At 41.4% G+C, this 18,880-nt stretch carries 16 protein-coding genes and 1 riboswitch; of the genes, 1 reads left to right on the top strand and 15 read right to left on the bottom strand.

The genetic code is table 11. From position 1 onward, the window contains the following. Nucleotides 1–32: 32 nt before the first annotated feature. From SALPA_RS18030 to SALPA_RS17960, 15 genes are all read right to left on the bottom strand, one after another. Nucleotides 33–992: a D-glucuronyl C5-epimerase family protein gene (locus tag SALPA_RS18030; RefSeq protein WP_145097113.1), complete on the bottom strand. Its 960-nt coding sequence runs from the start codon at nucleotides 990–992 to the stop codon at nucleotides 33–35. Between the two features lie 71 nt (nucleotides 993–1,063). Continuing rightward, the gene (locus tag SALPA_RS18025; protein ID WP_145097111.1) at nucleotides 1,064–2,221 is read right to left on the bottom strand and encodes a glycosyltransferase family 4 protein; all 1,158 of its coding nucleotides are present in this window, start codon (nucleotides 2,219–2,221) and stop codon (nucleotides 1,064–1,066) included. Then, nucleotides 2,222–3,115, bottom strand: coding sequence for a glycoside hydrolase family 68 protein (locus tag SALPA_RS18020; protein WP_145097108.1), 894 nt, complete (start codon nucleotides 3,113–3,115; stop codon nucleotides 2,222–2,224). 45 nt (nucleotides 3,116–3,160) lie between these two features. Further along, the gene (locus tag SALPA_RS18015; RefSeq protein WP_222428041.1) at nucleotides 3,161–4,456 is read right to left on the bottom strand and encodes a glycosyltransferase family 4 protein; all 1,296 of its coding nucleotides are present in this window, start codon (nucleotides 4,454–4,456) and stop codon (nucleotides 3,161–3,163) included. Nucleotides 4,457–4,539: 83 nt separating this feature from the next. Then, nucleotides 4,540–4,899, bottom strand: coding sequence for a PilZ domain-containing protein (locus SALPA_RS18010; protein ID WP_186451121.1), 360 nt, complete (start codon nucleotides 4,897–4,899; stop codon nucleotides 4,540–4,542). Nucleotides 4,900–4,997: 98 nt separating this feature from the next. Beyond that, complete coding sequence (locus SALPA_RS18005) at nucleotides 4,998–6,317, bottom strand: sugar transferase (RefSeq protein WP_255451254.1); 1,320 nt, start codon at nucleotides 6,315–6,317, stop codon at nucleotides 4,998–5,000. A 174-nt stretch (nucleotides 6,318–6,491) separates the two neighbouring features. Then, entirely contained in the window at nucleotides 6,492–7,700 is a 1,209-nt protein-coding gene (locus SALPA_RS18000) for a glycosyltransferase (RefSeq protein WP_145097099.1), read from the bottom strand. 20 nt (nucleotides 7,701–7,720) lie between these two features. Continuing rightward, nucleotides 7,721–8,857, bottom strand: coding sequence for a glycosyltransferase family 4 protein (locus tag SALPA_RS17995; protein ID WP_145097096.1), 1,137 nt, complete (start codon nucleotides 8,855–8,857; stop codon nucleotides 7,721–7,723). Nucleotides 8,858–8,873: 16 nt separating this feature from the next. Beyond that, nucleotides 8,874–10,064 carry a glycosyltransferase family 4 protein gene (locus SALPA_RS17990; protein ID WP_145097093.1) on the bottom strand — a complete coding sequence of 397 codons (1,191 nt, stop codon included), beginning with the start codon at nucleotides 10,062–10,064 and terminating at the stop codon, nucleotides 8,874–8,876. Nucleotides 10,065–10,406: 342 nt separating this feature from the next. Continuing rightward, nucleotides 10,407–11,639, bottom strand: coding sequence for an O-antigen ligase (locus SALPA_RS17985; RefSeq protein ID WP_145097090.1), 1,233 nt, complete (start codon nucleotides 11,637–11,639; stop codon nucleotides 10,407–10,409). Next, nucleotides 11,639–13,051 (bottom strand): oligosaccharide flippase family protein, encoded by a 1,413-nt coding sequence (locus SALPA_RS17980; RefSeq protein WP_145097087.1) that lies wholly within the window; start codon nucleotides 13,049–13,051, stop codon nucleotides 11,639–11,641. The genes SALPA_RS17985 and SALPA_RS17980 overlap by 1 nt, the downstream gene beginning before the upstream one ends. A gap of 1 nt (nucleotide 13,052) precedes the next feature. Next, complete coding sequence (locus SALPA_RS17975; RefSeq protein ID WP_255451431.1) at nucleotides 13,053–13,772, bottom strand: CpsD/CapB family tyrosine-protein kinase; 720 nt, start codon at nucleotides 13,770–13,772, stop codon at nucleotides 13,053–13,055. Further along, nucleotides 13,765–15,102, bottom strand: a complete 1,338-nt coding sequence (locus SALPA_RS17970; RefSeq protein ID WP_145097081.1) for a GumC family protein — start codon at nucleotides 15,100–15,102, stop codon at nucleotides 13,765–13,767. Before SALPA_RS17970 ends, SALPA_RS17975 begins: the two co-directional genes overlap by 8 nt. Before the next feature lie 291 nt (nucleotides 15,103–15,393). Further along, nucleotides 15,394–15,479: riboswitch (cyclic di-GMP riboswitch) on the bottom strand. A gap of 283 nt (nucleotides 15,480–15,762) precedes the next feature. After that, entirely contained in the window at nucleotides 15,763–16,578 is an 816-nt protein-coding gene (locus SALPA_RS17965; protein ID WP_145097078.1) for a prolyl oligopeptidase family serine peptidase, read from the bottom strand. A gap of 68 nt (nucleotides 16,579–16,646) precedes the next feature. After that, entirely contained in the window at nucleotides 16,647–17,480 is an 834-nt protein-coding gene (locus SALPA_RS17960) for an MBL fold metallo-hydrolase (RefSeq protein ID WP_145097075.1), read from the bottom strand. 223 nt (nucleotides 17,481–17,703) lie between these two features. Here SALPA_RS17960 and istA point away from each other — a divergent pair. Beyond that, a partial coding sequence (istA, locus tag SALPA_RS29125; RefSeq protein ID WP_186451120.1) for an IS21 family transposase occupies nucleotides 17,704–18,880 on the top strand: 1,177 nt, incomplete at its 3' end.

Below are 18,880 nucleotides of genomic sequence, written 5' to 3'. Positions count from 1 at the left end.
GTAAAATCCAGGCTGCAAATCCCGAAACATTGTTAGCGTATAATTATAATTCTTTCAGTCTTTGTTTCGGTTATCTTTTGATAAGCTTTTATAATGAACGCCTTGCAGCAGTTTAGCCTGTTTTTCTGATATTTTTCCCACTTTTTTGCATATTCCAAAAAAATTCCGCAGCCAAATAATTCATGCATAACTTTTAATTGAGCTATATGTAGTCGGTGATAAAACGGGCTCGCGACCGTATTTTCCATATCATATTTTGACCAATAATTACAATCAAATGTCTCAAGCTCTTGTTCAAGAGTTTGAATTGCCTTGGTCAGTATTTTATTATAATCCTCAACATTACTCGCTTTATAATAATCGTAAAGTCCCCAGATTGAAAATATCCAACCATTTAGAACAACCGGTTTTTCAATATATTCTTTAAACCATAATTTATCATCCAGATATTGTGTACAGCCTCCACCAGCGATCGGGATACACATAAAATCCACAGCTTGCTTTGCGGCCTTCAAGTATTTTTCATCACCGGTTTCTTTATACGCTCGAACAAGTAAAGAGGCACCCTCTCCCTGAGCCATCGACGAGTATGGTTTTCTGGTTCCTACAATGGAGAAGGTATCCCACGCACCATTTTGTTCCTGATTCTTCCATGCCCATTCAACGGTTCTCATAAAGTCTTCTTTGTATTCCGGACAGCCTGTTAGAATAAACAAATCATATGCCCCAAGTCCATACTGAAATATAGCTATTGAGAAGTAAACTTTCTTCCCATCACTTGTAACATTGTAGACCAGCCCTGTTTCATCCAATAGCGCGGCTGGATTCAATACTTTTTCCGTCAAATTATTATAATAACCATTTACTTCTTTTTTGGAATATACTTTGCCGATATCCTGGGTAACGTGTAGAATGCTCTTTCCATTCAACATTCTAATCCATTTATTTATTGTTCTAAACGTTCTCACGAATAAGCTCCCACTCTCCCTCACACTCTTGCATAAGTCAAAGGAAACCTGCGTGTTTCAATATCGTCAGTGTCTGTGCTAAGAATCGAAACCAATTACCCTTCATAATCATCCAGTATTAATTTAATCAGCTTGTCCTCAGCAAACTGCTCCAGCACATATTGTCTTTCAGCGTTTGGATTAACTCCATTTGCTTGCCATAGCCGGTAAAAAGACATGATGCCAGCTGCAATGTTTTCTGGAAAAATACCAGAAAACAATCGTTCCTGTTTCCCACGCAACACTTCAGGTAGCGCACAGGCTGGCGTAGCTAGAACGGGAGTTCCGCAAGCCATAGATTCGAGAACAGGCAACCCAAAACCTTCACCATCAATGGAAGGCATGATAACAACATCTGCGGCTTGATACCTGGGAACGACTTCATCCTCAGGCACATATCCGAGAAATGTGACCGAATCTGAAATATCCAGACATCTCACCAACTCTTCCAACTCGTTACGCAGGGCTCCTTTCCCTCCAATAATGAGTTTCGCGCAAGGAATGCTGTCTTTGATTAACTTAAAGCCCTGGATCAAATTACCTATGCCCATTCGAGCCTGCAAACCACGAAGCGTGTAAATAACAAAATCATTGGACCCGAAACCAAATTTCAAACGCTCCTGAGTTTTATTGACCGGCAGTACGAATTTGTCCATATCAACCCAATCAGCTACTATTTTAAGCTTTGGAGCCAGCGCTTCTTTATTAGCAATTCGAATTCGCGTATATTCTGAAATACAATGGATTTTCGAGCTGCGGGCATACACTGTATTTTCAATATGAGTCATCATTCTTTCTTTTAAGCTTAAGCCCTGGGGCAACCGGCCTAACATTTTATGATGGTAAATCATCGGATCGTGAACGGTAAATATTTTATTGACTTTCTTGGATAGGTAATTACTTAAAAAATAGTACGTCATATAATCATGCCCGTGAAGAATATCGGGTTCCTGTTTGCCAAAATGCCCTTTCCATCCACGCCAACAATTATCCATCATAGTCACAAAATTTAGTAATGAGCTGCTTCGTCTCTGAAAAGCGAAAGTATATACCGGCACACCTTCCAACTCGAATGACTCATATTGGGGGCTCGGACAAAATAGAACTGTTTCCAATCCATACTTGCGCAAACTCTTGGCGTGGGTAAGCGCAACGACCTGTAATCCGCGCTTTTGCCGCGGATCGGCAGAGGAAAGAATAGTTACTCTTTTCATTCATTTGTATCTCCTATGAAATAAACTCGACAACCATCGGACTGGTTTGAAAATATCGACGATATCGATAAGTCCATCAATCACTTCCCAATGATCATTAGAATTATAGGTGTGCAGCCTTCGGTTGTTTTGATACCACTCCGGTCCAATCTCAAATAAATGTTGTTCTAAATATTCCGTTTCTGTCAGGCGCGTAATCGCATTAACCATAATTGATGCTCCGTATTGTAAAGAACAATTTTGGGACGGTCTGATTATTTTTCCATCGTGAAAAAAGATATTGCCTGCCGGACGAGCAGTTCGAGGATCTTGATTGACTGGATTGCGCCTATGGGGTTGCCACTCACTAAACAACGAATCGGCATAAAAAACGTAAAGTTCTCCCTTTCCTGCCGGCTCACGCGGATTCATTACATTAGTAAATAGCCACCATTTTCCATTATGTGGATATATCGTTGAATCACTTGCCCTGAATCCGCTCATCATCACTCTTTTTAGGACCCATTGATAGGGAAATTTCACTGCCTCATAAAGCTCTATCGTATTATTTGCGCTTGTATCCGGGATCATAAATATTCCTTGCTCTGTTTTTAACAAAAAGGGATATGCCAGGTGGTAGTCTTTCTCTAAAATATTCCGGGGCTCTGAACAATTGCCTTGTTTATCAATCTCTATGCAACTAATAACACCCTTGCGAGTTCTTAGGCGGTAGTCTTCAAAAAAAATATAATTTTTTCCTTCATTTTCAATAACAAAAGGGTCGGCAAAAAATCTTCCTGCCGGTGGACGAATAATTTGAAAACCATTCATAGCCAAGGGCGCAGAAAAAGGCTGTTTCTTTCTGAAAGCAATAAACCATTGTTTGAAAATAAACAATTTTTCTAGTGAAGTCATCACATGCACCTTCAACCTTCAAAACTATCTGGATTAATTTAATCACTATTTCCCAGAAGCACTCTCAATTACTGCAATTAATTTTGCAGTCAACGCCTTATAGTCGAAACTCGCAGCACCGGTTTGCGCATTCCTGCCCATCTCCTCATACTGCTCTTGTGGCATATCATGCACCTTCAATATCGTCCTTGCGAGTTCTTCCGGGGTTGATGCTTCTAATGAAAGACCGCATTGGTACTTTTCTAAGATGCAGTATCCCATTTTTATCGTCGAAATAATTGGTTTGCCTGATGCCATATACTCAAATAATTTATTAGAGCTATTCCCCCTTGTCCAGTTGTACTTGGACTGGGAATAGTTCAAAATGTTTACTGATGATTTGCTCAAGACATAGGGAATAAATCGTCTATCCACATATCCTTTCATTTTTACATTGGTCAGTCCCTCGTCAAGCACACGCTGCTCCAGATCTTCTTTTTGATTGCCGTCACCGTAGATAAGAAACTGAATATCGCTATGCTCTTTCAGCAAAACGGCTGCATCCACCAGCATACTAACATCATTAACCGGCCGAATTGAGCCGATATATACAACATGAAATTTATTATCAAGCAGGTCTGTATCCTTAATAGGGTTATCGGCAATGTTCTTTAAAAAAGCCTCTATGTTCACGCCATTGTTGATATAGTGACATTTCGTCAGGTCAATGTCCCCGCCATTGCCGGTATCCCATTTGTGCGCTTTTATATAATCTGTATCACCTTCCTTGGTGAAAATTAGTGCGTCGGCATTTCTATAAATCCAATGTTCGCCAGTGGTTAATAATTTTCCTAGCAGACTATGCTCCTTCAACTTGCCAAACGCAAATATAGCTTCAGGCCACAAATCACGAACTTCGCAAATACATGGAATCTTAAATTTTCTGGCCACTCGGATGCCGGCAATCATCGTCAACGGATGTGGACTGGAAGCAATGATAACATCAGGCTTCCCATACTCTTTTGCATACTGTTTGGAATGCTTCAACAAGCTAAAATAAAAGGTTGCCATATTTTTAATACGGGCAACCAGACCGCTTGCTGAAGATGGAGTATTCATAAAAACAAATGGGACGCCATATTCATTATTTAGCAAGTACTTGCGGCCGTCTTTTATCAAATTAACATCAGAATGATGAAGATAAGAGGCCGCAAAAACCGTCGCATCAAAACCTGATTCCTTGAGCAGCTTCCCAAAGTTAAATGGTCTTATCTGCCCGCTCATAGAAGGTAATACGGCGTAGTGGTGAAAAAACCATACATTTTTAATTCGCATATCCTGCTTATCCTCTACCACATTCATCCAAATACCTCCCGCTTTACGGTCCATAGTAACAATCAGATACTATTATTTCGGCAATCGCGCGTCCTAGTTAAATATCAAAATTAAATCATCATCAATAGGTGCTTTCCCTGAACCTTCAACTCTTCCAGCATGATTCCGAACATATTAACATAATAATCAAAAATCCTTCCGAAGTCAGCATCGGTAAATGTACAACCATATCTATTATTAAAAATTCGCTTGACAATTGCTTGGACTACTATTGGTTTGCTCTCAGATTCCAATTCCAGCTGTATGCATTCTCCCAGTGATAATCGCGCATTGGTTTCAATCCCGATATTTTCCTCCGATACATCAATTGCAACGGCATGGTAAGCTTGCTTCGGATTCTTTTCAGATCGCAGTATTAACGCTTGAGAAACCCTGATTCGTCCCCATTCACGCTTCTCGTGATAATCCACATAGACACCTTCCTCAATCAAGATGACTTTCTCGACAGTGATTTCATGTTATCAAAATCGCAACAAACCAAAACATTTTCCCATTCTATTACATTCTATTACATTTTATTTAGCACATCACTAGTATTTCGTTTAGGGCACTCAGCACCAACGCCCTCTGAGTGCTCTTTGTAAACTAACACCCGAACTGTTTTCAACATAATCATCAAGTCAGTTAGTACGTTGCATTTCTGTATGTAAATTAGATCGTAAATCAACTTAGAATAAGGTGAAGTATTGTATTTGCCATAGACCTGGGCCATCCCGGTAATTCCAGGTTTCACGTTACTGCGATGAATATATTCAGGCAGTTCTTTTTTCAGCATCTCGACAAAAAAGGCTCGCTCCGGCCGTGGACCCACGATACTCATATTACCGATGAGTACATTAATCAATTGAGGGAGCTCATCAATACGCGTCGCCCGGATAAAACGCCCTACCCTGGTAATGCGCGGGTCATCGATTGTCGCTAAAACAGGGCCGGTTTGTTTTTCGGCATCGACGCACATCGTACGGAATTTAAAAATGCTAAATTCTTTTTCGTATTGACCGACGCGCCTTTGGGTGAAGAATATCGGACCAGGACTATCCACTCTTATGGCGATGGCTATCAGTACAAAAATCGGAATCAAGGCCACTGTAACAATTGTCGCAATAGAAATATCCAGAAAACGCTTCAAAATTCGCTGCTCCGCGGTGGGTCCCAAATAACGTGGTCGAAAGACAGGGATATCGTCAATTTTATCCAAATCAACTTTGCTGCAGTATAATTCGTAGAAGTTTGGTAGGATAAACACTTGTTTGTTATTTATTTGACAATAATGCAGCATTTCTGCTTTCTGGTTAAGATGCATTTCAGTAGAAAGGATTACCAAGTCAACATCTTTAATGAATGCTCTCCATTGCCCGCCGTCATAGTCAGGACAAATATATTTCACATGATCCTTAAGGTATGTATTAGTACGCAGATGGGTGAGTAGTCGGTGGTTTTCATCGACCGATCCCATAACCAAAACCTTACGGGGAATCATCTCATGGTGTTCGAACTGCCACCACAAGCTATACCAAAATGCCAGACCAACAAATTGAATCATCGTCGCAAGTATTAAAATACTGCGGGAATAAGCAAACTCTCTCAGGAAAAAACTAATGGCCATCATAATAATGAACATCTTCACCATTGCTATCGCCAAATCAAGCATTACTTCGATTTGTTTCTTGCGCTTCAATGAAAGCAACCCTTCAAAAACCACCAATAATCCGACAATGCTTAGCATGACTGGTAGCATTCTGTGATAAAGCTCGATATCAAGATCAACAGCGCTATAGGCAACAACAATACACATTGCTATGTAAGATGAAACTGCAACAATTGCCATATCTCCAACAAATAAGATCAATCTACGCAATCCTGGAAATTGTGTACCCAAGCTACACCTTCTTTCCAAACTAATGAATTATCCCAGCGTTTTTGAACCGGATCAATTTGGTACTTCACTTCATCACATGTTTCCATACAAAACGAACGGGCCAATAAAAGCAGGCTCGTTTCATCAATAGTTTGCAATAACTTCCATCAATTTCGAGCCATTTATATCAATGGAAAATTGTTCCTTAACCCGTTTTTTTGCCAATGCAATCATACTTATCCTTATACTTGCGTCATGTATAATAAGCAGTAATGCTTCTGCCAGTGCCTGTGAATCTTTTGCCGGCACAAGGAGGGCCGTTCCTTCAATGCAAAGTTCAGGTATGCCGCCCGTTACTGTCGAGACAACAGCCACGCCTGCCGCCATTGCTTCTATAAGCGAAACGGGAATTCCCTCTTTATCTCCCTTTTCTGTTACAATACTTGGTAAAACGACACAAGCATACACCCCGGAAAAAAGGCTTTCAAGTAAAACCGAATGTGATATCTGTCCAAGAAAATCAATGCAGTCTGTAAGGCCTGCTTCTCTTACCTGTACTTGAATCTGTTCTTTAAGCTTGCCTTCGCCGGCCAGATCAACCTGGACCGCCACCCCTTGAGAACGCAGCTGCTGAATTGCCTGAACAAGGTAAATGTGGCCTTTTACTTCGACAAAATTGGCTGGCATAAGAATTCTGAAGTTGCGATTACCAGCCTTCCATATCGTTGGCTGAATTTCAGTTTCGTTTGGCAATTCAACACCCATGTGAATCACATGGATTTTTTCCCACTCCTCCACAAGGCGTCGAATCTCATTGGCTCCATTTTCATTGATACATCTCACAAAGGAGCAGGATCTAATTTTTTCTCTAATAAGATTATTGACTGCAATATCCCCTCGATGAGCGGTAATACTCCAGGGGATTTCTAATATTGCGGCCGTTATCAAGGCCATCGTTGCGCTGGCATTGATCCAATGAACATGAATATGGTCAGGAACTCCTGTACTGCGAAGATATCCGGCCAACCACAACGCTTTGGGTACTACGGCAAGGTTCTTTATAAAAATCGATAGATTTTTGCTTTTCCTTATTGGTATAAGACTTTTGGCAACTGCTATTGGATTCCTAAACACTTCTTGTATTGCCCCAACAATAATCCGGCTGTTCAATAGCGGCAGTTTTATTGCATGCTCTACCAAAAATTCGCTGTCCTGATGGACAACCTCCCCCTCTGGGCGAAAAGGAACAACGGTGACGCTATGCCCGGAATTTATGATGTATTTGATTTCCGGAATAATGAATGCTTCATACGTTCCAAAAGGCAAGTTATGAGTGATAAAACAAATATTCATTTTCTGATTCACGCCACTTTTTATATCATTAATGGCCTTTCTCTTGTAGTCACTTTCGCGATCAGTTTTACATAAGAATCCACCATGACATCCAAACTATTATGACACCGGACATATTCGGCGCCGAGAATACCAAGTTTTCTTAAAAATATTGGCTTGTCAACAAGTTGCTTTACCATTTTCCAATATTCTTCGGCAGTATTTTTTTCAAAAATGAATGGAGCGATTTCATGAATATCCCGATACAAATCTTTAGCATAACCCACCCGCGTCGTTAGAACTGGCAATTCACACGCCATTGCTTCCAGTAGAGAATAGCTGCAGCCTTCGTAGCGAGTCGGAAATACGAAGATATCTGCTGCCGAATATAATTCTGGGAGCTCTTGGTAGCTTACATTTTTTACAAACACAACGTTGGCAGGCCAGCCGTATGGTATTTCATCTGTGGCAATTAAAAATTTGATCCGGAGATGCTCTTTCCATGCTAGTTCAGCAAGAACCTGCAACTCTTCAAAGCCTTTTCCCAGTACGCCAAATCTAGCCGTGAAGCAAACAACAAACTCATCCATTTCAATTCCATATTTTTGTCGGCAATACGATCGTTCCTGCTTAGCGAAGTGCCTGGTATCAATCCCGTTAGGAATCACTATTGGATTAATGCCTGTATAATATTGTCTTAATTCCTCGGCGACTGCACTGGAAACTGCTACTGAAGTTGCCCCGCCGGCCGTATACTGCTCTGCTCCCCCCTTCATCCGAATTAACCCAATATATCGATTCAACTTCATTTGCCATGAAATATCGGGTGGCAGATGAATATGATAAAGTCCCCGCATAGTTCCATGGTGAATAACAATGCGGGGAATATTGGTCTTGCTGCGCAAATTCCAGCCTGCTATACTATTTTGGATAATAACATCTGTGTCGGCATGACTTGAGGCGATCTTTTTCCCCGCGGCATTTCCAATCTGCAAATTTCTGCGTTGGTTAATAAAATATTTGTCATACCACTTATCTTGCCAGTTGTCGATTGCGCTCCTATCATATACATCAATCTCAATATCTCGTCTTTTTAATTCTCCCGAAATTGAAACGGTAAAGCGCTCAACCCCGCCGATATTACCTGGCGAAATATCCGATATAATCGCAACCCGCATCTGGCAAACCCTCCAATCAGCTTATATGCAATCTCTCTATCATTCCAAAGCAATGTGCGTACACATTCATATATTGCTCTGCCATTTTCTTCTGGGAATAATTTTGCTCACAATATATTCGTGCAGCTCTTCCCATTTTTTGCATTAACTCAGTATCAAGGCATAATTCTTGCACGTGCTTCACTAAAGAAACAATATCGCCTGGTTCAACTAAATATCCCGTTGTCCCGTCCTGTACATGTTCCTGCAGCGCACTTGTACGATACGCTATAATTGGCAAACCACTAGACATGGCCTCAAGGACGGCATACGGTGAAGACTCTTCTGATCTTCCAGAAAGGCCAGCTTGCTTGGAAGGAAATAGAAGCATATCACCGCTACGATAGAAGTCCGGCATTTTCTCCTTATTTAGTGCACCCAAGAAAACCACTCGATCCCCCAACCCCTGCTCAGCCACATACTGCCTTGCCTCCTGCTCTTGCAGCCCTTTTCCCGCAACACGCAACACTACATTCAGATTATAGTCTCTAACCAATGCTTGTATTGCCCGAATCGCGTCCATAATACCTTTTGCAGGCTGCAATAAACCCACAAACAATATATGAATCTTTGTTTTGGGGTTAAAGTCTCCACTAGCCGGTCTAAACAAATCAGTATCTAACCCGTTAGGTATTATTGTAATCGGTTTATGGGTGAACTGCTGCACGTAACTTCCAGCTCTGCTCCCGACACAAACAATCGCGTCAAATTGATCGTAGCCTTCAGTTTCCAAGGCCCACAGCCATTGATGGGTTCTATCGCCAACAACACACCACTTTCTGGATTCTGCTTCATAGGTTAAATATCCATGGACAGTCAAAATTGCTTTACATCCGGTCATGCGGCGTAACCACTTCACAATTCCCGCATGCTGAACGTTTTGTATATTTAGTACTTGCAACTCACCCTTTGTTTTCCACAAAGCATCTATTGCAAAATACAAATCATCAACTTTGCGTCTATATTTCCTTGCGAAATTCAAACTGATTTTTTCTAAAAGCAATTCCGGTAATCTGACAAAAGGCCACCGAAACCACCGGGGCGGATATTCTCTGATTACAAAAACACGATGTCCTAGTTCACCAAGCCCCTTTGCTAGCATAAACACATGCGTCGATACTCCACCGATTTCTTCAAATGGGGGAGACGGAAGTAAAACAATATTCATAAATCACCCGCCTTCCGCTTATCTTGTTAAAGCTTGGCTATATTCGCATATACATTGCTGCCTGACTTTGGCAATAGCAGCCAACTTTTAGGAATTTCAGGGAAAACACACTTTATGCCCGCTTTTATAAAAAAAATCCCGGGCTATTCCCAATTCTTGAAAAAACTGGACATTCCAATATTTAGTATAGAACCAGCTTTCTTTGATGTCAACGATAAAACGACAAAAAAGTGTTAATTTCTATATAATCAGCACATTATGGTTAGTTATATACAACGACAAACACTCTATAACACCGCCGAAAGTTTAAATTTTTTCCGAATCCGACAAAATTCGATCCTATTAACGCGCACAGGCAACAAATCCTAAGAATCCAAAAAAAACCGCGTTAAAAGTATAAAATGAAATAAAATGGTCTGACCATAAAGAGGTTACAAGATATCCGACAAGAAAAACAAAATATGCTTCAAGCATCCAATTATCTGAAACAAGTTTTTTCTGTTCCCATAATAGTTTTATTAAACAAATAATAAAACCTAAAAATACAAAAAAACCGACATAACCAGCTAGCACCGCGGACTGCAAAAAAGCATTATGAGCCTGCTGAATCGTATTATTAGATATAAGATACATAGTCTCAAATCCTATGCCCAACGGATGCATTGAGATAGTTTGTAAAGCCGTGCGCCATACCTGCCACCGGTCACTTAGTGCATATTTTGAATCGCCAACTGCCACTGCCGTCAGCGTTTCAATTATTCTGGGAATATTAATCAGGACCAATGCACTGCCCAATGACAAGCCCAGCAAAATAACAAAGGCTTTACCGTACTGCTGGGATCGCAACAGAAAAATAGAAATGCATAGTATTGCAACAAATAAGGTCAATACCGATTCCCGCGATTGTGTAAGTACCAAGATAAGTCCGGTTCCGGCTGTTAATATTGAATAGACCAATTTGGCAGCATAGTGCTGTTCATATAGCACGCCCATAATGCCGATGGTGGAAAAAAATGCGGCAAGCGCACCCAGTTGGTTCGGATCACCCACCTGCCCCACCAATCGTATTTGGTCAGATTTGAACGTGTCCGTAATCAGTTTGAAGAAGTTTTCTATCGATGTGTCAAGCAATATATTGCTCAATACCCCAACAACAAGCGAGCCCATCAACAGCCAGGCAATTAACCGCAACTCTTTAATTTTGAACTGAGAATCTGAACCGTAATAAAATAATACCAGACCAATGCACCATAGCAAAAAATTAAACAGACTGCGCCCGAAATATGGCACCAGCTCATTATGTGTCAAAAAAAACAGGAATGTTGCTAGTAAAAAGACCACAGCCAAAAATATATACGCATATAAAAAGCGATTCACTGCTGGTGGTCTTTGACTAATTATTTTGTTGGGTACTGGAATAAGAGCTTTGAGAAATATACCAATCACAAACAAAATTGTAAACATGTCGCCTGGAGACATGTTTAATGTTCTCCCCAAAATGGGAATTGCTGCGATTGGAGTAAATGAGAATGTCGTATATAACACCAGTGCAAATACCACTACTATAGACACCATTACTCTGTAAATGTCCTCCTAAAAAACTTGGCACAAAAAGGCCACGATAGGCCAATATACAGTGCCGCCCCGACAAAGACCAAGAAACCGACATGCACTTGAAACAGCTTTTGTATGGTAAGTATGCAGATTCCCATACCAATGCAGCTTCCCGCTAAAATAAAGAATTTCTTTTTGTCAACCCAGTCTTCTTGCTGTAAGTCTTTAACCTTACTTGCCAAGAAACAAAACACGAACACCTCAGCGATGATCATGGCCATTGCAGCTCCGGCAGATTTCCAAAGTGGTATCAACACCAAATTGGCAGTGACATTTATTATGGCGCCAACTATCACTATGCCCATATATTTTTTGTCTTCATTTACTGCCAAAAGCCAATTTGCCAGCGTAATGCTAAGCGCCATGAAAAAAATATAGTAAAGCAACAACACGAATGGAGTTGCGGCTCGCAGGTACGCTTCGCCAAAAAAGGTTTCAATGATATTATTCCCTAATATAGTTCCACCCGTAATAATCGGCAACATAAAAAACAACATGCCGTAAACATTCTGTTTTAAAAAGGCTCCCATAAGCCCGGGGTTCTTTTCACGTAAGCGAATCATTACCGGAAAGGTTGATTGACTATATATTCCTATAATCCCCGAAAGCACCGATACGATTTTATAGGCTACACTGTAATATCCAGCTTCCTGGTGGTCGACCATGAATCCCAGCATAACTATGTCGAAGTTTTCGTAAACTTGGGATAGTCCACCTGTGATGGCAAAAGGCATTGCTAATTTTAATACTGTGCGGTAATTCAACAGCGTAAAGCTCAAATGCAATGAATGAACCTTATGGAATAAATGGTATAGGAAAGTACACGACAGGACAGATCCCGTAAACATAATAACCGGAATATAGAAAATATCTGCTGCGTTTTTAACTAACAACAATATAAATATACAACTACAAAGACTACCCATCACATTCGCAGCAGCCAATGATCGCAAGTCTTCCATCCCAATAAAAGCCCAATCCAGCAACCATGAAGAACTCAGCATAGTCAGACCGTATAACAAGAGTAAATAAAACAAGTGGGTATCGGTAATAAAAAACCATCCATAAGCAAGTAATAAGAAATAAGATAGTATGGCCAGGCAAATACGCACCGAGAATATTTGACTTATTGATTCTTCGCAATGGTTTTGCTTACGAGCCGCTTCGCGTATTCCGACCACCGGCAATCCAAAGGTTGCCAACAAATTAAAATAGCTTATAACAGCAAGCACCACACTGATACCGCCATAAGACTCCGGGCCTAATACCCGCGCCAAATAAATAATCAGTATAAACGAAATAACTTGGGTCGAAAGCCTTCCCATCAAACCTGCGCCAAAATTTTCCAATATTTTTTTCGGCAACTGTTTCATATCAGTAATCCATCACATCATTCAGTACTGTACCAATAATATTTGCTTTAGCACCAAGTAACAGTTCCAATACTTTTTTTGCGTTTTGGGGTTTTACGGTCCGGCTATCGACGACCAGCACAACACCATCTACTTTTGAAGCCAGAACACAGGCATCTGAAATGACAGCATCCATTTTAATTAAAATAGGCGAGCTGGTAAGAAAAATATAATCTGCCTGAGTACGCAAATAATCAAACAAGGCACGGATTTTGGGATTGGACAAAACAGTAACGGACTCTAACGGCAGAGGACCGCAGGTCACAACTTTCAAATTGGAAATCCTGGAATCTTGTAAAATATCTTCCTGCGAGACCTCGTCCCGAATAAGATTTGTCAATCCAGTATTTCCTAATTTGAAAATATCACCCACGATAGGTGCACGAAGATCGCAATCAACTAAAACCACCTTATACCCTGCATACGCCAGCAGCGTGGCCGAGTTAACGGCAACCATTGCCCCTCCCTCACCAGAATTAGCACTGGTAAATAAAACCGTCTGTACTTTCCCTTGGGGCTTGGCATCGCGGATGCTGGCGCACAAAACCCGAAATGCCTCCGCAAACGGAGATTGTTCTCTGTCTGCAATCACATAGCGAGCCTGCTTACCTTGTGACTGCTTATCCTTTCGTGACCGCCTATCCTTTCGTGACCGCCCGTCCATCCGTGACCGCCTATCCATGATTTTCACCGTCTGCTTTCCTGCTCCCAGTCCACCTTTGGGAATGAGCTCCCACTCTGGGAATAACACCAATCACGGGCACAGATAAGTAATGCTGCAAATCGACAACTGTATCAATTGTTTTATAAAAATACTCAACAAAAAATGTAGCCATTGTTCCGATAAAAAGTCCCAAAATGGCCGCTATACATAAGTTAAAAATTTTTTTAGGCTTTACCGGGTCTTCCGGCAATGCTGCCATGTCGATAACCTGCAGGTTAGCCGATTCCATGATTTCACTGATCCGCGCCTCTTCATAGCGTTTCGCTAAGGTGGCATATGCACTTTCAGCAACCGAATAATCAAGCATTAAACGCGCCAACTGGGTTTCTGTTGCAGGAAGACTTGCCAATTCTTTTTCTTCCTGTGAAGTAATGCGTTGTAAACTTGTTCTCTGGGTTTCGCCTAAAGATACCTCGCCTATTGCGATGCGTATAAGTTCAGTTTGCAGCCTCTTTTGATTCTCAGCGATGGAAGCCTTAAGCTTAACCACCCGCGGATGCTCATCGGTCAAACTTTTCGACAGTCCCGCCAATTCGGCCTCTTGTTCAGCCAAGCGGTTCCGATACAACTGCACAACAGGTGTATCGACAATGATATCGGGCGTCTTTTGTTTAGCATACGCTGCCCCCAGCACCAATTGATTCTCGGTATCCAATTTTTTTAAGATTGCTTGACGTTCCACAAACGCCTTGGCCTGTTCGGTAAGAGCAACAATCCGGTTGCTTTTTTTATAGTCCACTAATGCTTTTCCCGCTTCATCAAGCTCCCGTTTTTTTTCAGCCAAACGATCCCCGATAAAGATTCGAGTTTCTTTCCCTTCCGCCCGGGCGATATCCAACGACATTTCATTAACAGCGACCGCCAACGCGTTTGCCAAATTTTGTGCTTCCTGTGGGGAGCCGGCTAAAACAAACGTATTTAAAATCTCCGTATCTTTTAAAGGACGAACCGTAATTCGGTCGATAACAGTTTCATAACGAAGGGACGCCTGTTCATCTGCACCGAGTTTGGCAATCGCAGCTTCCACGACCGACCGGCTCTTTATTAATTCGGCAAAGGTATACATTTTCTGCCGCGCCAGTTCTTCCGACTGCCATGTTGCTCCGCCAGCATCTATCACACTTCTTGCAGTCGGTTTTACTCGGATTGTAACCTTTGTCTCATATGTAGGCGGCATCAAGTTTAATATGATAGCAAGTATTATCGCGATGCAAAAACTGGAGTATACCCAGTTGCGGTGGCGCCTTACAATCGATAATAAGCCATGTAAATCTAACTGTTTGTCCATTGAGGCCCCCTGGTTAATCGCTACATTTTTGTGACGACTCGTTAGTTGCCGTTATTGCCTGAGTTATGTAAAAATCGGTGTTAATGGCAATATTTCTTTTGCTTATCTCTATGCATATTTTATTCTTCACATTGCTCACCGTCAATGTTTTTATGTATTATATCTCAATACCTTATAATTTCGACGTTGTCATCAGTTATCCTATATGTTTTATAATTTCGCATCACGAAATTGAGGCTGTATTATCTGGAAAACAAAAATGCCTGGTAACACTCACAAATAAATATTTGTAAGAGCAACCAGGCAGTCATAGGCATTACGCCGGTAGACCCACGGCTTTGCGTCGCCGCCTTTCAGCGGGTATGCCAATTTCTTTAATTGTCTAGTTATATTTTACCGGTGAATCTATATCTTGTCAATTTGTCAATAATCATCTTTACTTGTTCTTTACGGCAATGTCACTCTCATACCTTGCGCAATACTATCAGAGACAACGCTTTTAGAGGCTAATACTTGTCCGGTACCGGCCTCAACAACATACATCACTCTCCCCGGACCGATTTGAGTTCTGTATTTCTTCCCGCGCCCTTGCAAACACTGCTTCGTCCCCAGATCACCAGTCTATTGGATTATATATGCTGCCAGCTACCTTTTCGTTACTCACTGCTGCCGAGTATTGGTTAAAAACCAATCATAGAGTTCATTATTCTTATATACACCAGCAATATTGTGCCCTTGGCCCGGTAAAATCGTAAGCCTCGGTGTACCGCCTTGTCCGCGCAGGGCATTAATCATTGCTTCATCATTTTTCAATGGACATACAGAGTCTTTTTCCCCATGAAAAGCCCATACCGGCATAGAGATCAACTGGTTATTCCAACTGTTAGGAACTGTCGGACTAGAGGCCAGCGGAGCTATCGCTGCAAAGTATTCTGGATGTTGGCCAGCTAGATGCCACACTCCGTTCCCGCCCATACTTGTTCCAGTTAAATAAACTCTAGCTTGATCTATACGATATTTTTCAAAAACATCATCAAGTAATGCCGCTAAAAGATCTGACTTATTCGACCAATCCTCACCATTGGGACATTGTGGTGCAAGAACAACGAATGGAAACTCGGTACGTTGTTCTGCAACCCAAGAAGGCCCATAGCTTTTCACTAAATCCAGCTCCTGCCCCCGCAATGAACTTCCATGTAAAAATAGAATCAGCGGCCACCGATGTGTAGTTTGAGTATATTTAGCAGGAAAGATAAGCAAATATTGCATTTTCTGATCGCTATATGTAAAAGTATTACTTTTTTCCACAAAAGAATCCGACTTCTCGATAGCTTCTAACGTACTTGGCTTCATCGTGATTAAAGCTGCACTACTTGTATCCTTTTTCCCGATCTCGCCAACATTAATATCTTTTTGCAAAAAGTAAAATGATGCTACAATTACTAGTAAACTAATAGCAGCAATTATTTTTCTCAAAACTCACATCCCCCTGCAGTTCTACTTAAGCACAATAACAGTATAATAATACCACACAATCAGTAAACCTAATATTCAACTACTAGTCCTACGCCAACTTCCTTACTATCTACTACCTGAGCTAACCTAATTTTCGAATGTATATCCGTACAATGACATGCATGAATAGTACCGACCTGATGTCTTTTTAAGTATTCAGCTGTATTAATTAACTGGTGATGGCTTGGGTTCAAAAGATGAAATCCGCCAATAATATCACATATTCTATCTTCATTACATACTTTTTTTGCATATTCAATAATATTGCAAATCCCCGAATGGGAACAGCCTGTAATGATTACTAACCCCCGCTCAGACATATATACTAAGGCAGAATCGTCCAGTACAAAGTCTTCTTGCCATATACCCGCTTTTAGCGTTTCGCCGATTGAATTTATTGCTTCAAATGAATTACTTCTTTCAATTTCACCTAGGAAAATGAATTTATCCGACATCTTAACAGGGTTTCTACTAAGGTTTAATGAAAAAACACTTTGTAACCGACTTGCAGAAACCATTGATCCTATTGGTAATCCATTTACTCTTTTTTCTAAAAAGGCATCTGGATGGGCAATTATAGTAGGTAAATTCGACCTACGACCTTCAAATGTGGCTTCCGTATACAACCGAAATAATTCACCTAATCCCCAGGTGTGGTCATTGTGCCCGTGTGAAATAATTATCGCATCTAGCGCTAGAAGGTCGATACCCATTTTATTGGCGTTTTTTAAGAATACATCTGAATATCCAGTATCAAACAGATATTTTTTACCTTCACATTCTATAAAATACGATACTGCGGGCTCCCCCTGAAAATACCTATCGATTATAGTATTATTATCGACTAAAACGGTTAGTTTCATATAACCTCCAGGTTAACTACAATTTTATTACAGTATTAATCTTATACTTGATAAGCAAAAATCCTGCACATCTTATCATTAGCATGCAGGATTTTGTTGTGAATGATATTCTAGAAGTGAGCCAAAGTGGCTCAAAATGACAATGTCAAAATGAGCCACCCCGACCCCATTAAAATCCTGTATGCTAGAGTTGCTGAGACAAAAGCGACAGGAGGTTTTAGAGGTGATCGAGGTGGATCAATACCAGTTTATCAGACATGCCTACGCAGTTGAAGGGCTTTCGCAAAGAGAAATTGCCAGAAGGCTCGGTATTTCTAGAAATACTGTAAAAAAGTACGTTGAAGGAGAGGTCATGCCATTGACCGTCAAAACCCCTCAGCGTGGTTTTCCAGTAATCGGGCCGGTCAAAGATATCATTAATAGCTATCTTGAAGAAGACCGGCAAAATAATCTGCCCAAGCAGCGACACACCGCCAAACGAATTTATGATCGTTTATGCAAAGAACATGGTTTTACCGGTGGATACTCCACCATTCGTCAATTCGTCCGTCAGCTAAAGCAGACAACAAAGGTACATATCCCCCTTGAATTTGATCCAGGCGAAGCAGCCCAGGTAGATTGGGGAACGGCTATCGCGTATATAAAAGGCCAACGTACCGTAGTCCAACTCTTTTGCATGCGCCTCTGTCATAGTGCGGCCATTTTTGTAGCAGCCTTCCCAACTCAACGTTATGAGTCTTTTCTCATGGGCCATCGNAAGGCATTCGAATTTTTCGGCGGCGTGCCCCGACGTCTAATCTATGACAACGTAAAGACTGCAGTAAAGGAAGGCTGGGGCAGACACGTTACCCAGGAGCAATTGCCCTTTCAATATCTCAAAGCTCATTATGCCTTTGCCAGCACGTTCTGCAATCCAGGACAGGGTAATGAAAAAGGTCTGGTGGAGAATCTGGTAGGATTCTCCCGGCGTAATGTCCTCGTTCCAATTCCCCACGTAGATTCATGGGAAGAACTGCAAAGTTGTTTGGATCAATACAGCAAGGATTACTTGACTCACAAAATCCAAAGCCGTCCAGCACTGGTTGGTACTATGCTAGCAGAAGAACAGGCCTGTCTCACGTCTCTGCCGCACAGTAGCTTCGAATGCGCCATTACAAAACCAGCTAAAGTGCGAGACGGATCTTTGATACAGTTCGATCATAACGAGTACTCTGTACCGGTGCACCTCATTGGTCAGGAAGTCACTGTTAAAGGATATCCTCTAAATGTGGAGGTTTGGTACAAATCAGCAAAGATTGTGACTCATCAACGCTCTTACAAAAGAGGTGCTGTTTCCTACAAGTTAGCTCATTATTTGCCGGTGCTTGAGAAAAAACCACGCGCTGTCACCAATGCAGCAC

This window comes from Sporomusa sp. KB1 (genome assembly GCF_007830295.1).
Taxonomy (GTDB): Bacteria; Bacillota; Negativicutes; order Sporomusales; family Sporomusaceae; genus Sporomusa.
The sequence above is the reverse complement of the archived record's forward strand: the minus strand, read 5'-3'. Positions and strand labels throughout refer to the sequence as shown.

What these genes read in the sequence shown, in the direction of transcription:
- SALPA_RS18025 (WP_145097111.1), bottom strand. Translation starts at nt 2,221, where the DNA reads ATGAAAAGAGTAACTATTCTTTCCTCTGCCGATCCGCGGCAAAAGCGC.
- SALPA_RS18020 (WP_145097108.1), bottom strand. Translation starts at nt 3,115, where the DNA reads ATGACTTCACTAGAAAAATTGTTTATTTTCAAACAATGGTTTATTGCT.
- SALPA_RS18015 (WP_222428041.1), bottom strand. Translation starts at nt 4,456, where the DNA reads ATGAATGTGGTAGAGGATAAGCAGGATATGCGAATTAAAAATGTATGG.
- SALPA_RS18005 (WP_255451254.1), bottom strand. Translation starts at nt 6,317, where the DNA reads ATGGCAATTGTTGCAGTTTCATCTTACATAGCAATGTGTATTGTTGTT.
- SALPA_RS18000 (WP_145097099.1), bottom strand. Translation starts at nt 7,700, where the DNA reads ATGAATATTTGTTTTATCACTCATAACTTGCCTTTTGGAACGTATGAA.
- SALPA_RS17995 (WP_145097096.1), bottom strand. Translation starts at nt 8,857, where the DNA reads ATGCGGGTTGCGATTATATCGGATATTTCGCCAGGTAATATCGGCGGG.
- SALPA_RS17990 (WP_145097093.1), bottom strand. Translation starts at nt 10,064, where the DNA reads ATGAATATTGTTTTACTTCCGTCTCCCCCATTTGAAGAAATCGGTGGA.
- SALPA_RS17985 (WP_145097090.1), bottom strand. Translation starts at nt 11,639, where the DNA reads ATGGTGTCTATAGTAGTGGTATTTGCACTGGTGTTATATACGACATTC.
- SALPA_RS17980 (WP_145097087.1), bottom strand. Translation starts at nt 13,051, where the DNA reads ATGAAACAGTTGCCGAAAAAAATATTGGAAAATTTTGGCGCAGGTTTG.
- SALPA_RS17975 (WP_255451431.1), bottom strand. Translation starts at nt 13,772, where the DNA reads ATGGATAGGCGGTCACGGATGGACGGGCGGTCACGAAAGGATAGGCGG.
- SALPA_RS17970 (WP_145097081.1), bottom strand. Translation starts at nt 15,102, where the DNA reads ATGGACAAACAGTTAGATTTACATGGCTTATTATCGATTGTAAGGCGC.
- SALPA_RS17960 (WP_145097075.1), bottom strand. Translation starts at nt 17,480, where the DNA reads ATGAAACTAACCGTTTTAGTCGATAATAATACTATAATCGATAGGTAT.